General features: G+C 71.4%; 13 protein-coding genes. 10 read left to right on the forward strand and 3 right to left on the reverse strand.

Annotation, left to right across the window (positions count from 1 at the left end; genetic code table 11):
* The first annotated feature begins 34 nt into the window (after positions 1 to 34).
* Positions 35 to 370, forward strand: a complete 336-nt coding sequence (locus AKI01S_RS10515) for an ArsR/SmtB family transcription factor (RefSeq protein ID WP_067814451.1) — start codon at positions 35 to 37, stop codon at positions 368 to 370.
* Positions 367 to 1,251: an SRPBCC domain-containing protein gene (locus AKI01S_RS53315; protein ID WP_245681563.1), complete on the forward strand. Its 885-nt coding sequence runs from the start codon at positions 367 to 369 to the stop codon at positions 1,249 to 1,251. Before AKI01S_RS10515 ends, AKI01S_RS53315 begins: the two co-directional genes overlap by 4 nt.
* A 63-nt stretch (positions 1,252 to 1,314) precedes the next feature.
* Here AKI01S_RS53315 and AKI01S_RS10525 read toward each other — a convergent pair whose 3' ends face one another.
* Positions 1,315 to 2,859, reverse strand: coding sequence for a long-chain-fatty-acid--CoA ligase (locus tag AKI01S_RS10525; RefSeq protein ID WP_067814452.1), 1,545 nt, complete (start codon positions 2,857 to 2,859; stop codon positions 1,315 to 1,317).
* A 209-nt stretch (positions 2,860 to 3,068) separates the two neighbouring features.
* Positions 3,069 to 3,659, reverse strand: coding sequence for a lytic polysaccharide monooxygenase auxiliary activity family 9 protein (locus tag AKI01S_RS10530; protein ID WP_067814454.1), 591 nt, complete (start codon positions 3,657 to 3,659; stop codon positions 3,069 to 3,071).
* A 232-nt stretch (positions 3,660 to 3,891) separates the two neighbouring features.
* On the opposite strand from AKI01S_RS10530, the gene AKI01S_RS10535 reads away from it, so the two are divergent.
* The 5 genes from AKI01S_RS10535 to leuS all read left to right on the forward strand — a co-directional run bounded on the left by AKI01S_RS10535 (position 3,892) and on the right by leuS (position 8,618).
* On the forward strand, positions 3,892 to 4,506 hold the full coding sequence (locus AKI01S_RS10535; RefSeq protein WP_169813941.1) for a zinc-ribbon domain-containing protein: 615 nt from the start codon (positions 3,892 to 3,894) through the stop codon (positions 4,504 to 4,506).
* Positions 4,507 to 4,630: 124 nt separating this feature from the next.
* Positions 4,631 to 5,236, forward strand: coding sequence for a hypothetical protein (locus tag AKI01S_RS10540; protein ID WP_083999308.1), 606 nt, complete (start codon positions 4,631 to 4,633; stop codon positions 5,234 to 5,236).
* Positions 5,223 to 5,666 carry a hypothetical protein gene (locus AKI01S_RS10545; protein WP_067814458.1) on the forward strand — a complete coding sequence of 148 codons (444 nt, stop codon included), beginning with the start codon at positions 5,223 to 5,225 and terminating at the stop codon, positions 5,664 to 5,666. Before AKI01S_RS10540 ends, AKI01S_RS10545 begins: the two co-directional genes overlap by 14 nt.
* Complete coding sequence (locus AKI01S_RS10550; protein ID WP_067814460.1) at positions 5,666 to 5,938, forward strand: hypothetical protein; 273 nt, start codon at positions 5,666 to 5,668, stop codon at positions 5,936 to 5,938. The genes AKI01S_RS10545 and AKI01S_RS10550 overlap by 1 nt, the downstream gene beginning before the upstream one ends.
* Positions 5,939 to 6,152: 214 nt before the next feature.
* A complete protein-coding gene (leuS, locus tag AKI01S_RS10555) occupies positions 6,153 to 8,618 on the forward strand; it encodes a leucine--tRNA ligase (protein ID WP_067814462.1) in 2,466 nt (821 codons plus the stop codon).
* Between the two features lie 94 nt (positions 8,619 to 8,712).
* On the opposite strand, the gene lexA is transcribed toward leuS, so the two are convergent.
* On the reverse strand, positions 8,713 to 9,411 hold the full coding sequence (gene lexA, locus AKI01S_RS10560; RefSeq protein WP_067814464.1) for a transcriptional repressor LexA: 699 nt from the start codon (positions 9,409 to 9,411) through the stop codon (positions 8,713 to 8,715).
* Between the two features lie 517 nt (positions 9,412 to 9,928).
* Here lexA and AKI01S_RS10565 point away from each other — a divergent pair.
* The 3 genes from AKI01S_RS10565 (at position 9,929) to AKI01S_RS10575 (ending at position 14,021) form a co-directional block, all read left to right on the forward strand.
* The gene (locus AKI01S_RS10565) at positions 9,929 to 10,285 is read left to right on the forward strand and encodes a LysM peptidoglycan-binding domain-containing protein (protein ID WP_067814466.1); all 357 of its coding nucleotides are present in this window, start codon (positions 9,929 to 9,931) and stop codon (positions 10,283 to 10,285) included.
* Positions 10,286 to 10,583: 298 nt separating this feature from the next.
* Entirely contained in the window at positions 10,584 to 11,057 is a 474-nt protein-coding gene (gene nrdR, locus AKI01S_RS10570; protein ID WP_067814468.1) for a transcriptional regulator NrdR, read from the forward strand.
* A gap of 114 nt (positions 11,058 to 11,171) precedes the next feature.
* The gene (locus AKI01S_RS10575; RefSeq protein WP_067814470.1) at positions 11,172 to 14,021 is read left to right on the forward strand and encodes a vitamin B12-dependent ribonucleotide reductase; all 2,850 of its coding nucleotides are present in this window, start codon (positions 11,172 to 11,174) and stop codon (positions 14,019 to 14,021) included.
* The last annotated feature ends 65 nt before the right edge of the window (positions 14,022 to 14,086 follow it).

Genomic DNA, 14,086 nt, shown 5'->3' on the forward strand with positions numbered 1-14,086 from the left:
AACCACCCAGTTATATAGCTAGGTGGTTATCTATATGACGGACACGGCCCCGCTCGACGCGACCTTCGCGGCGCTGGCCGACCCGACCCGGCGGGCCATCCTGGCCCGGCTGGCCCGCGGCGAGGCGACGGTCGGCGAACTGGTCGAACCCTTGGGGATGAGCCAGCCCGCCATCTCCAAGCACCTGAAGGTGCTGGAGCGGGCCGGGCTGGTGTCGCGCCGCCGGGACGCCCAGCGCCGCCCGGTCCGGCTGGAGGCCGCCCCCCTGCGGGAGGCGGCCGGCTGGCTGGAGGACTACCGGGCGCTGTGGGAGGAGCGCTACGGGAACCTCGACGCGCTGCTCCGGGAGATGAGGGGGGAGGGCGCGTGAGGACCGTCCACGTGGAGACCCCGGGCGCGACCGACATCGTCATGACCCGGACCTTCGACGCGCCGCCCGCGATGGTCTTCGACGCCTGGACCCGGCCCGAGCTGCTGCGCCGCTGGCTCGGCGCGCGCGGCTGGCACCTGACGCGCTGCGAGGTCGACCTGCGGACGGGCGGCCGGTGGCGGTTCGAGTGGGCGGGCCCGGACGGCGCGTTCATGGCGAACGGCGGCGTCTACCGGGAGGTCGACCGGCCCCGGCGGCTGGTGTGCACCGAGCGGTTCGACGACCAGTCGTATCCGGGGGAGACCCTGGTCGCCCACGACTTCGCCGACCTCGGTGGCACGACCCTGCTGACCAGCACCTTCCGCTACGCGACGCCGGAGGCCCGCGCCACCGTGCTCGCCTACCCGATGGCCCGCGGCGTCGCCGAGGGCTACGCCCGGCTCGACCGAGTGCTCAAGGAGACACCCATGAACTGGACCCTGGAAGTCGTCGTCGTCCCCGTGTCCGACGTCGACCGGGCCAAGGAGTTCTACGCCGACCGGCTCGGCTTCGCCGTGGACCACGACACGAAGGTCGTCGAGGGCACCCGCGTCGTGCAGCTGACGCCGCCGGGCTCGGGCTGCTCGATCGTGATCGGCGAGGGCCTCACGACGATGGCGCCGGGCTCGCTGGAGGGCGTGCAGCTGGTCGTCAACGACGTCCGCAAGGCCCGCGAGCAGCTGGCCGAACGCGGCGTGGACGTCAGCGAGGTGATCGCCTTCGGCCCCGAGGGACAGCGCCCCGCGCGGGACGACGACGACCTGAACAACGTCGGCTTCGCCTACTTCACCGACCCCGACGGCAACAGGTGGGCCGTCCAGCAGATCACCTCGCGGCCCTGACCGGGGGCGCGGAGGGGCCGAGGGCCCCGGGCGGTCGCCCGAGGCCCCGGGGGCGGGCCGGCGTCAGCGCAGCTCGCGCTTGAGGATCTTGCCGGTGGCGGTCATCGGGAGCTCGTCGCGGAACTCCACGATGCGCGGGTACTTGTAGTTGGCGAACTGCTGCTTGCCCCACTCGACCAGCTCGTCCTCGGTGACCTTGGCGTCCGGAGTGCGGATGACGTACGCCTTGATCTCCTCGCCGTGCGTCTCGTGCGGGACGCCGACCACGGCCGCCAGCGAGACGTCCGGGTGGGTCATCAGGACCTCCTCCAGCTCCCGCGGGTAGACGTTGAAGCCGCCGCGGATGATCATGTCCTTGGAGCGGTCGATGATGTAGTAGTAGCCCTCCTCGTCGCGGCGGGCCACGTCACCGGTGCGGAACCAGCCGTCGCGGATCGCGTCGGCGGTCGCCTCGGGGCGCTTGTAGTACCCCTTCATGACGTTGTGGCCGCGGATGGCGATCTCGCCCGGGCCCTCGCCCTCGATCTCCTTCCAGTCCTCGTCGATGAGCTTCATCTCGACGCCCCAGATCGGCAGGCCGATCGAGCCGGGCTTGGTCGGGCGGTCGGGGCGGTTGAACGAGGCGACCGGCGAGGTCTCCGACAGGCCGTAGCCCTCCAGCACGTCGACGCCGAACTTCTCCTTGACCCCCTTGAGGACCTCCATCGGCAGCGACGCGCCGCCGGCGACCGCGACGTTGATGTTCTCGCGGATCGCCGCGACGTCCTCGGGGGAGGTGTCGTCGGTGAGCAGCCCCCAGTACATGGTGGGCACGCCGGCGAACATGTTCACCTTCTCCTTGACCATCAGCCCGATCGCCTGCTTGGCGTCGAACCGCGGCAGCATCACCAGCGTGGCGCGGCGGTACATGCCGACGTTCATCACGCAGGTCTGCCCGAAGATGTGGAACAGCGGCAGCGTCACCAGGAACGTGTCGTGCAGCGTCTTGGCGAACAGCGTGTCCGACACCATGACGTTGCTGAGCAGGTTGAAGTGCGTGAGCTCGGCGCCCTTGGGCTGGCCGGTGGTGCCGGAGGTGTAGAGGACGACGGCGGTGTCGGTCGGCTCGGTGAGCACCGACTCGAAGGTGCTCGGCTGGCCTCCCAGCGCCGCCCAGAACAGCTCGGCGCCCTCGATCGGCGACTCGGTGGTGGCCAGCGAGGCCGGCATCAGGAAGAAGTGCTCACAGCCCTCGACCTGCTGGAACCCGGCGTGCCCCATCTCGCCGAGCGGCAGTTCGGGGGTGCCCTCGAAGCAGAAGAACGCCTTGGCGTCCGAGTCGCCGAGGTGGTAGGCGATCTCGCGCGGCTTGAGGAGCACGTTCAGCGGCACGACGACCGCCCCGGCCTTGAGCGCCCCGAAGTAGACCATCGGGAAGTAGGGCAGGTTCGGCGAGGAGATGGCGACCTTGTCACCGGGCTGGATCCCGCGCGAGCGGAGCAGGTTGGCCACCTGGTTGGCCACCTGGTCCAGGAACGAGTAGGAGAGCCGGATGTCGCCGAAGACCACGGCGTCGCGGTCGGGGGTCTCGCGGGCGGCATCCTCCAGCAGCACGGAAAGGTTCAGCATGGCACTCCTCGCGCGGGGCTCGTCACCAGCCGGTTATTACCGACGAGTGTAGTTCTGGTCGGCCCCATCCTGGAGTATGAGGCTCCGCCCGCGCCATCCCCTACGGCCCATTGACGTGCGGATCTTCGTTAAGTGACCGATGAGTCACCACTTGGAGCGGTGCAGGGCCGGTCGGGGCGGGCGCGGGCGGGGCCGTGCGCGGCCGGACGTCAGCCGAAGTTGACGTCGGCGCAGGAGTAGAAGGCGTTCGCGGTGTCGGCGATGTCCCAGACCGCCAGGATCAGGTGGCGCCCGCGCTTGGCGGGCAGCGTGCCGGGGTGGGACACCGTGGACGGGGGCCGCTGGCCGCCGTAGTCGCGGCGCAGGAACGGCTGCGACTCCAGTGCCGCCCTGGTCAGCCGCTGGGACGGGCTCCATCCGTCGCGGGTGACGAAGTAGCGGAACGAGGTGGTCGCGTGCGGGGCGGTGAGCCGCCAGGTGAACGTGAACGAGCCGCCCGAGGGCACCGAGGTCGCGGGCCAGGCGCCGCCGCGCGGGTCGTCCAGCGGGGCCCACCGGGAGTCCCCGGCGGCGCAGATCCTTCCGTCGGCGGGACCGGCCTGCGGGAAGCCCTTGGGGCCCTCCACGCTCTGCGGCTCCCACTGGATGGGGCCGCAGCCGGTCACCCGGCCGCTCGCGCACAGCGAGGACCGGCTCGGCGGCGAGGTGGTGTAGCCGTGCGAGAACGCCGGGGACGCCGGGATCAGCGGGAGCGTGACGGCGGCCGCGGCCGCCAGGGTGAGGGAGCGTTTGCTGGGCATACGTGATCCTCCTTGGCGGGGGTCGTGCGGGGGGAAGACCGGGGATCGAGGTCCGTAGCCGGATGCGGGGAGCGGACGCCTCCTTTCTTATAGGAAACCTTCCTGTCTTTTTTGGAGACTCGACGATCCCGCCACGGCCGTCAAGGCCCAAAACCACCGCCCCCGGAAACCGGCGGGCCGCGCCGCTCGTTCTCGCTACGATGGCCCGTTCCGAAGCGACGAGAGGGACATCTTGCTCATCTTTGGCCTCCAGGTCGTGTACTTCACCCTCGGCAAGGGTGTCTTCCACTGCCCGAACTGCGGCGGCGACCGCGAGTACCGCCGCCGTCAGGGGCGCAACTTCTTCTCCCTGTTCTTCATCCCGGTCATCCCGCTGAACAAGACCGGCGACGAGTTCGTGCAGTGCGGCACCTGCAAGGGACGCTGGCACGTCGGCATCCTGGAGGTCCCGACCACCGCGCAGCTGGCCGCCGTTCCCGCCCTGCTCATGCGGCTGGCCGCCGCCCAGGCCCTGCGCGCCGGGGACGTCACCCACCCCGCCGCCCGCGACCGCGCCGTCGCCGTCGTCCGCCAGGCGGGCGACGCCGGCTACGGCCCGCACGTGCTGGACGGCGACCTGGGCCGCCCGTTCGACCAGGTCCGCGCCGAGATGGCGCACAACTCCGGGTCGCTGGCCCCCGAGGCGCGCGAGAACATCCTGCGCGCCGCCGCCGAGATCGCCCTCACCGACGGCCCGCTGAGCGTCTCGGAGGAGGAGACCCTGCACGCCGTGGGCGCCGACCTCGGCCTCACCCGCATCCAGATCGGGGGCGTGATCTCCCTGGCCCGCCAGTCCACCGGGTTCTGAGCCCGGCCCGCGCCGCGCGGCCCGCCAGGGAGATCTTCCCGGCGGGCCGCGCGGCGTTCACGGGGCGTTCACCGCCCCCCTCGAAGATCATCGGCGGCCCCGACCCCTCCGCGCAAAGGCCCCGATGAAGACCCTGCGCGCCCTCGCCGCCGCCGCCCTGGCCGGCGGCGGGATCCTCGTCTCCGCCCCGGCCGCCTCGGCCGCGCCGCCCGACGGCTTCGACAACCTCTACCCGACCGGCAACTACCAGCCCCGCTGCGGCAAGAACACCTTCTGCCTGACCGACAACTCCGCGGTGTCGGTGTTCATGGAGAGGTCGATCTCCCGCAACGGCAAGAGCCGGATCAGGGAGATCCTCAACCGGGAGTACCAGCCCACCGACCTGAAGATCGTCTACGAGCGGAAGGCCAACCACACCGGCTCCAACGAGACCGACATCGTCTACCAGAAGGGCCGCGTCGGCGGCGGCGCGATGGCCGTGACCTGGTGCGACGACGCCAAGTCGGCCTACATGTGCGACCAGTACCACGTGCGGTTCAACACCGACACCCCGTTCCTCACCGCGATCTGCCACGAGACCGGGCACGCCGTCGGCCTCACCCACGGCCACGAGGCCAAGCCCCGCAAGAGGAACGACGACTCGCGCCTGGGCTGCATGAAGACCCCGATCGACTTCAACGCCACCCGCCTCGGCGCCCACAACAGGAAGACCATCGATGCTCACTACTGAGCGGACGGCCGTCCGGGCCGGGCTCGCCACGCTCGCCGTCATCGCGGCGGCCGTGGCGGGCCTGGTCCTGACCGGTTCCGAGCGGTCCCCGGCGCGGGCCCGCCCGGCCGCCGACGGCCTGCTGGTCGGGCAGGCCAGCGACCGGCTGCCCGCCGACACCGCCCGCGACTGGGTGGGCTACGCCGACCACGTGGTCGCGGTGCGCGCCGAGGCCGAGCGCGCCCTGCCCGCCGACCCCGAGGAGACCGCCCGCGGCGAGGGCTACCTCGGCCGCGCCGTGCGGCTGCGGGTGGCCCGCACCCTGTGGACCCGTCCCGGTGCGCCCGCGCTGCCCGCGGCCGTCGAGGCGGACATGCCCGGCTGGGTGTCTCCCGCCGCCCCTACGCCCACGCGGGCGCGTCCCGCGTCGAGGTCGGCCACGACTACCTGATGCCGCTGGCGCGCGACGGCGACGGCGCGTGGACGCCGCTGGCCCCCGGCGCGATCCTGCCGTTCGACGGCGGGGTGATCGGCCGCGGCGAACGGCGCGGCGGCCCCGCCGAACCCGGCGAGCTGGCCGGACGCGTCGACGGCCGCGGCGCCGACGACCTGGCGCGGCTGCTGCGCGCCGCCCGGCCGGACCCGCTGGTGCTGCGGTACGCCGGGCTGGACCTCGACCGGCGCCTCGCCAGGGTGCGGGAGGCCATGGCCGAAGGTGGCTGACGGGAATGCGGAGGCTTCCGGCGTTGCGGCTGCGATAGTCTTGGGGTATGCGACCCAGGCTGCTCCTTAGCCAGCCGCGTTGACGCACCGCGTCGACGCGGCAACCCCTCCTGTGCGAGGGGTTTTCTCATGTCAGGAGCCCGCAGGCGCAAACCCGCGTGGACCTGGGCGAGCAGCCGGACGAATCCCGTAGACAAGGACCGGAGTAGCGACCGTGAGCGACGAGCAGTACGACCCCCGGGCGGTTCAGGACAAGTGGCAGGCCCGCTGGGCGGAGCTCGACCCGTTCCGCGCCGACGACAACGACGGTGAGCGCGAGCGGCGCTACGCGCTGGACATGTTCCCCTACCCGTCGGGCGACCTGCACATGGGGCACGCCGAGGCGTTCGCGATCGGCGACGTGACCGCCCGCTACTGGTTCCAGCGCGGCCACAACGTGCTGCACCCGATCGGCTGGGACTCCTTCGGCCTGCCCGCCGAGAACGCCGCCATCAAGCGCGACGCGCACCCGGCCGAGTGGACCTACGCCAACATCGACACGCAGGCGGGCTCGTTCCAGCGGTACGCCCCCTCGTTCGACTGGTCGCGGCGGCTGCACACCTCCGACCCCGAGTACTACAAGTGGACGCAGTGGCTGTTCCTGCGCTTCTACGAGCGCGGGCTGGCCTACCGCAAGGGCGGCCAGGTCAACTGGTGCCCCAAGGACCAGACCGTGCTGGCCAACGAGCAGGTCGTCGGCGGCCACTGCGAGCGCTGCGGCACGCTGGTCGAGAAGCGCGTGCTGACCCAGTGGTACTTCCGGATCACCGAGTACGCCGACCGGCTGCTGGACGACATGGAGCAGCTGGAGGGCGCCTGGCCCGAGCGCGTGCTGCTGATGCAGCGCAACTGGATCGGCCGCTCCACCGGCGCGGACGTGAACTTCGTGATCGAGGGCCGGGACGAGCCGGTCACCGTCTACACCACCCGGCCCGACACGCTGTACGGCGCGACGTTCATGGTGGTCGCCGCCGACGCGCCGCTGGCCGAGGAGATCGTCGCGCCCGAGCAGCGCGCCGCGTTCGAGGCCTACCGCGATGAGGTGTCGCGCGAGAGCGAGATCGAGCGGCTGTCCAGCGAGCGCGAGAAGACCGGCGTGTTCCTGGGCCGGCACGCGATCAACCCGGTGACCGGCGAGCGCATCCCGGTGTGGGCGTCGGACTACGTGCTGGCCGAGTACGGGCACGGCGCGATCATGGCCGTTCCGGCGCACGACCAGCGCGACCTGGACTTCGCCCTGAAGTTCGGGCTGCCGGTCCGCGTCGTGGTCGACACCGGCGAGGGCGACCCCGCCGAGACCGGCGTCGCCACCGCCGGGGACGGCCGCATCGTCAACTCCGGCCCGATCGACGGGCTGCCCAAGGCCGAGGCCATCCGGCGGATCACCGAGATCCTGGAGCAGCGCGGCACCGGCCGGGCCGCGGTGAACTTCCGGCTGCGCGACTGGCTGGTGTCCCGGCAGCGGTTCTGGGGCTGCCCGATCCCGATCGTCCACTGCGACGCCTGCGGCGAGGTCCCCGTCCCCGACGACCAGCTGCCGGTGAGGCTGCCCGACAACCTGCGCGGCGCGGACCTGGCCCCCAAGGGCACCTCCCCGCTGGCGGCGGCCGAGGAGTGGGTCAACGTCGAGTGCCCCAAGTGCGGCGGCGCGGCCAGGCGCGACTCCGACACCATGGACACCTTCGTGGACTCGTCCTGGTACTACTTCCGGTACTGCTCGCCGGACTACGAGAACGGGCCGTTCGACGTCGAGCAGGTCCGCCGGTGGATGCCGGTCGACCAGTACACCGGCGGCGTCGAGCACGCCATCCTGCACCTGCTGTACAGCCGGTTCTTCACCAAGGTCCTGTACGACATGGGCATGGTGGACTTCACCGAGCCGTTCAAGCGCCTGCTGAACCAGGGCCAGGTGATCCTGAACGGCAAGGCGATGTCCAAGTCGCTGGGCAACATGGTCGACCTGGGCGAGCAGATCGACGAGTTCGGCGTGGACGTCGTCCGGCTGGCGATGCTGTTCTCCGGCCCGCCCGAGGACGACATCGACTGGGCCGACGTGTCCCCGCAGGGCATGGGCAAGTTCCTGGGCCGCGTGCACCGCATCGCGGCGGAGGTGGCGTCCGAGCCCGGCGCGGACTTCGCGGCCGGCGACACGGCGCTGCGCCGCGTCACCCACCGCACCGTCGACGAGGTCACCACGCTGGTCGAGGCGCACCGCTTCAACGTCGCCATCGCGCGCCTGATGGAGCTGGTCACCGCGACCCGCCGGGTGATCGACTCGGGGGCGGGCGCGGCCGACCCGGCGGTCCGCGAGGCCGCCGAGACGCTGGCGGTGGTCCTGTCGCTGTTCGCCCCCTACACCGCCGAGGAGACGTGGGCGCTGCTGGGCCACCAGGCTCCGGTGAACAGGGCGGGCTGGCCGGCGGCCGACCCGTCGCTGCTGGTGGAGGAGTCGGTGACCTGCGTCGTCCAGGTGGCGGGCAAGGTCCGCGACCGGCTGGAGGTGCCGCCGGCGATCGACCCGGGCGAGCTGGAGCGGCTGGCGCTGGCCTCCGACAAGGTCCGGGACGCGCTGGGCGGCGCGGAGGTCGCCAAGGTGATCGTGCGCGCCCCCAAGATCGTCAACATCGTGCCCCGGCGCTGACCCCGCGAACGCCGCCGCGCCGCGCCCCGGAGGGGACGCGGCGCGGCGGCGCGGGCGCTTCAGGAGTGGGACCGGGCGCGGAGGTCCCGGCGGCTCACATCTTGCGCAGGACGGCGACGACCCGGCCGAGGATGGAGGCGTCGTCGCCGGGGATCGGCTCGTAGGCCGAGTTCGCCGGCATCAGCCAGATGTGACCGTCCTTGCGCTTGAGGGTCTTCACCGTCGCCTCGCCGTCGATCATGGCGGCGACGATGTCGCCCTGCTCGGCGACCGGCTGCTGGCGCACCACGACCCAGTCGCCGTCGGCGATGGCGGCCTCGATCATCGAGTCGCCGGAGACCTTCAGCAGGAAGTGGGTGCCCTCGCCGACCAGCTGCTTGGGCAGCGTGAAGACGTCCTCGACGGCCTCCTCGGCCAGGATCGGGCCACCGGCGGCGATCCGGCCGACCAGCGGCACGTAGGCGGGTGCGGCGGAGGCGGGGGAGTCCTGGCCCGCGCCGGGCTCGTACGGCTCGTCGGAGCGGCGCACCGGCGTGGCGCCGGGCACGCGGATCTCGACGGCGCGCGGGCGGTTGGGGTCGCGGTGCAGGAAGCCCTTGCGCTGGAGCGCGCGAAGCTGGTGCGACACGCTGGAGGTGCTGGTGAGACCGACCGCCTCGCCGATCTCGCGCATCGACGGAGGGTAACCGCGGCGCGCCACCGAATCGCGGATCACCTCCAGGACCATGCGCTGACGCTGGGTCAGACCGCTCTCGTCCATGGGCCCGTCGGGCAGTTCCCGGACCTTGCTCATCGTCGCCTCCGGCGCCTCGGTTCGTCACTCCTTGTCATGGCACGGTATCGCGGCCGAAGCCAATGATCAAACAATTGTTCGAAGAATGTCCTGGAAATCTGGCTCCGCTCGCGCTACAACATCGTACAGGTGTTCGATCGAAAATTCATTCGAACGCTAATGATTCCGAGCCCGTCGCAAGGAGGGTGAAATGCCGGATCCGCGACCTCGGCGACACGGGGGCGGCCCCGCCCGGCGGGGTGGCCGGGTGCGCGGCGGTGTGGCCTGTGGGGCGACCCTCCGCGCCGCCCACGGTCCCACCCGGACCCCGCACGAGAACCCTCCGGAGGTTCCCGGTGAGGCCCGGCCGGAGCGCGGGCCCGACTCCCGCCGTCCGGCGGGGCGCGCGGCGGGACCGGGCCGCGGGCGGCCCCGGCGGGCGGCGAGTCCCGCCGTCGGGCGCGTGGTGCGGCATTCCGGTGGACGTCCGGTACGCCGTCCCGGCGGGCATGCCGGGACGGCCGGGCACGCACGGAGCGTGAGCGGCGCGGGGGGCGGCGTCCGGCTCACCCGGCGGGGGCGGGTGGTGTTGATCTCTTTCGCGGCGGTGCTCCTGCTGCTGCTCCTCTGGCTCACCGCGGGCCCGTGGGCGCGGGCCGGTTCCGGAGGTCCGGAAAGGCATGGTCAGGACGCCGGGGCGGGGACGGGCGCGGGGTCGCGCGGGCATAGGGTGGAGCACGTCGTGGTCGAGCCCGGGGACACCCTCTGGGGCATCGCCGTGCGGACGTCCGGGGACGCCGACCCCCGGGTCACCGTGCAGCGCATCATCGACGCCAACGGTCTGTCCGGCCCCATCGTCCAGCCAGGTCAGCGCCTGCGCCTGCCCGCGCGCTGAGCGCGCCCGGACGTGTGCCCGGACGCGTGTCCGGGCACATGTTGGTACACGTCCGGGGCCATGCTCCGGACGCCGCCGGGGACCGCGCGGACGCGACACGCCCGGCCGGGAAACCCGGAGGTCCGATGTGACCAGGGTCTACGCGTGTGACGCGCGTTCCAGGTTGCGCAGGCGTCGGTCGAGCCTTACGGTTGACCACAACATCTAGTAGTCACATCGATGTGATTTTCCACAGGTTGTGCTTGTGGGGCTCATTCGTCGGTGTGGCTCGCGGTTGAGTCAGGGAAGGTTGGATCGCGTGCACTGCCCGTTCTGCCGCAACCCTGACAGCAGGGTGATCGACAGCCGCTCCATCGACGACGGGGCCGCCATCCGGCGCCGCCGGTCGTGCCCGGAGTGCGGCAAGCGGTTCACCACGCAGGAGAACGTGCTCCTCATGGTCGCCAAGCGCAGCGGCGTTACGGAGCCGTTCTCCCGGGAAAAGATCATCGCCGGGGTGCGCAGGGCCTGCCAGGGGCGCCCGGTCGACGAGGACGCGCTCGCCAAGCTCGGCCAGCGGGTCGAGGAGGCGCTGCGCGCGTCCGGGTCGGCCGAGATCCCCTCCCACGAGGTGGGCCTGGCCATCCTCGGACCGCTCAGTGAGCTCGACGAGGTCGCCTACCTGCGATTCGCCTCGGTGTACCGGGGCTTCGAGTCGCTCGACGACTTCGCGCGGGAGATCGAGATTTTGCGTCAGGGGGGTTCCTCGGGGGAGCCCGCCGGATCCCGTTAGGGATTGACAGCAGCAGCACCTAAGTCAAGCGCCCCCGGCCGGGATGGGACGGCCGGCGGGCGGAGTTGTCCTGGACAGGGCCCGGCGGGAGGGCCCCAAGGAGGGGGAAAGGCCATGACGGAGACGGTGAGCGGCTCGGCCCGACGCGGCAAGGGGGGCCGCAAGGGGCTGAAGATCAGCCGCATCTTCACCACTCCCGGCGTACACCCGTACGACGAGATCAACTGGGAGCGCCGGGACGTCGTCATGACGAACTGGCGCGACGGCTCGGTCAACTTCGAGCAGCGCGGCGTCGAGTTCCCCGACTTCTGGTCGATCAACGCCGTCAACATCGTCACCTCCAAGTACTTCCGCGGCGCCGTGGGCACCCCGCAGCGCGAGTGGAGCCTCAAGCAGCTCATCGACCGCGTGGTGCGGATGTACGTCACCACCGGCGTGGAGCAGGGCTACTTCGCCTCCGAGGCCGACGCCGAGGTCTTCGAGCACGAGCTGACGTACGCGCTGGCGCACCAGATGTTCAGCTTCAACTCGCCGGTGTGGTTCAACGTCGGCACGAAGTCGCCGCAGCAGGTGTCGGCCTGCTTCATCCTGTCGGTGGACGACACCATGGAGTCGATCCTCGACTGGTACAAGGAGGAGGGCGTCATCTTCAAGGGCGGCTCCGGCGCCGGCCTGAACCTGTCGCGCATCCGTTCCTCCAAGGAGCTGCTGTCGTCCGGCGGCACCGCCTCCGGCCCGGTGTCGTTCATGCGCGGCGCCGACGCCTCCGCGGGCACCATCAAGTCGGGCGGCGCGACCCGCCGGGCCGCCAAGATGGTCGTGCTCGACGTCGACCACCCCGACATCGCCGAGTTCATCGAGACCAAGGCCCGCGAAGAGGACAAGATCCGCGCCCTCCGCGACGCCGGGTTCGACATGGACCTGGGCGGCCGGGACATCGTCAGCGTCCAGTACCAGAACGCCAACAACTCCGTCCGCGTCTCCGACGAGTTCATGCGCGCGGTGGAGGGCGACGGCGAGTTCGGCCTGCGCGCCCGCCTGACCGGCGAGATCATCGAGACCGTCAAGGCCAAGGAGCTGTTCCGGCTGATGGCCAAGGCGGCGTGGGAGTGCGCCGACCCGGGCATCCAGTACGACGACACCATCAACGACTGGCACACCAACCCCGAGACCGGCCGCATCACCGCGTCCAACCCGTGCTCGGAGTACATGTCGCTGGACAACTCCTCCTGCAACCTCGCCAGCATCAACCTGCTGAAGTTCCTGCGCCCGGACGACACCTTCGACGTCGAGAGGTTCGTCAGCCTCACCGAGCTGATCATCACGGCGATGGACATCTCCATCACCTTCGCCGACTTCCCGACCGAGAAGATCGCCCAGACCACCCGCGACTACCGCCAGCTCGGCATCGGCTACGCCAACCTCGGCGCGCTGCTGATGGCGACCGGCCACGCCTACGACTCCGAGGGCGGCCGCAGCATCGCCGCCGCGATCACCTCGCTGATGACCGGCGTCGCCTACCGGCGTTCCGCCGAGCTCGCCGGGGTCGTCGGACCGTACGCCGGGTACGCCCGCAACGCCGAGGCGCACAAGCGCGTCATGCGCAAGCACGCCGCCGCCAACGACGAGGTCCGCACCCTCGACGAGATGGACAGGTCCATCCACGCCGCCGCCACCCGGCAGTGGCAGGAGTGCCTGAAGACCGGCGAGAAGCACGGCTACCGCAACGCCCAGGCGTCGCTGCTGGCCCCGACCGGCACCATCGGCCTGATGATGGACTGCGACACCACCGGCATCGAGCCCGACCTCGCGCTGGTGAAGTTCAAGAAGCTGGTCGGCGGCGGCTCCATGCAGATCGTCAACCACACCGTCCCGCGGGCCCTGAAGAACCTCGGCTACCAGCAGGAGCAGATCGAGGCGATCGTCGAGTACATCTCCGAGCACGGCCACGTCGTGGACGCGCCGGGCCTGCGCCCCGAGCACTACGAGGTGTTCGACTGCGCGATGGGCGAGCGCTCCATCTCCCCGATGGGCCACGTGCGGATGATGGCGGCGGTGCAGCCGTTCCTGTCCGGCGCGATCTCCAAGACCGTCAACATGCCCGAGCAGGCCACCGTCGAGGACATCGAGAAGGTGTACTACGAGGGCTGGAAGCTCGGCCTGAAGGCCCTGGCGATCTACCGCGACAACTGCAAGGTCGGCCAGCCGCTGTCGGCCTCCAAGCGGTCCGACGCCAAGGCCGACACCGCGGCCGAGGCCACGGCCGTCGAGCCCGCGGCCGTCGCGGTGGCCGAGCCCGCCCGCCCGGTCCGCAAGCGCCTGCCCAAGCAGCGCCCGGCCACCGTCACCCGCTTCTCCGTCGCGGGCGCCGAGGGCTACATGACCGCCTCGTCCTACCCCGACGACGGCCTCGGCGAGGTCTTCCTCAAGCTGGGCAAGCAGGGCTCGACCCTGGCGGGCGTCATGGACGCGTTCTCCATGGCGATCTCCATCAGCCTCCAGTACGGCGTGCCGCTGGAGACCTGGGTGGAGAAGTTCACCAACATGCGGTTCGAGCCGGCGGGCATGACCGACGACCCGGACATCCGCATGGCGACGTCGGTGATGGACTACATCTTCCGCCGTCTGGCGCTCGACCACCTGCCCTACGAGACCCGCGCGGGCCTCGGCATCTTCACCGCCGAGGAGCGCGCGATGCAGGCCAACGGCGAGGACCCGGCGAGCCTGCACGAGGCCGAGGAGGTCCGCGAGACCCTGGCCCAGTCGGCCGAGATCGAGCAGCCGGCCCGGCCCGCCGCCGCCCCGGCCCCGGCCGTCGAGGCCCACTCCTCGATGGAGGTCATCGAGTCCCGCCAGGGCCGCACCGCGGACGCCCCGCTGTGCCTGACCTGCGGCACGAAGATGCGCCCCGCGGGCAGCTGCTACGTCTGCGAGGGCTGCGGCTCCACCAGCGGCTGCAGCTGACCTCGGTCGGCCCGCCTCGCCCGACCAGGGGCCCGGTACCGGACGCTCGTCCGGTACCGGGCCCC

It is taken from the genome of Actinomadura kijaniata NBRC 14229, from assembly GCF_001552175.1.
Classification (GTDB): domain Bacteria; phylum Actinomycetota; class Actinomycetes; order Streptosporangiales; family Streptosporangiaceae; genus Spirillospora; species Spirillospora kijaniata.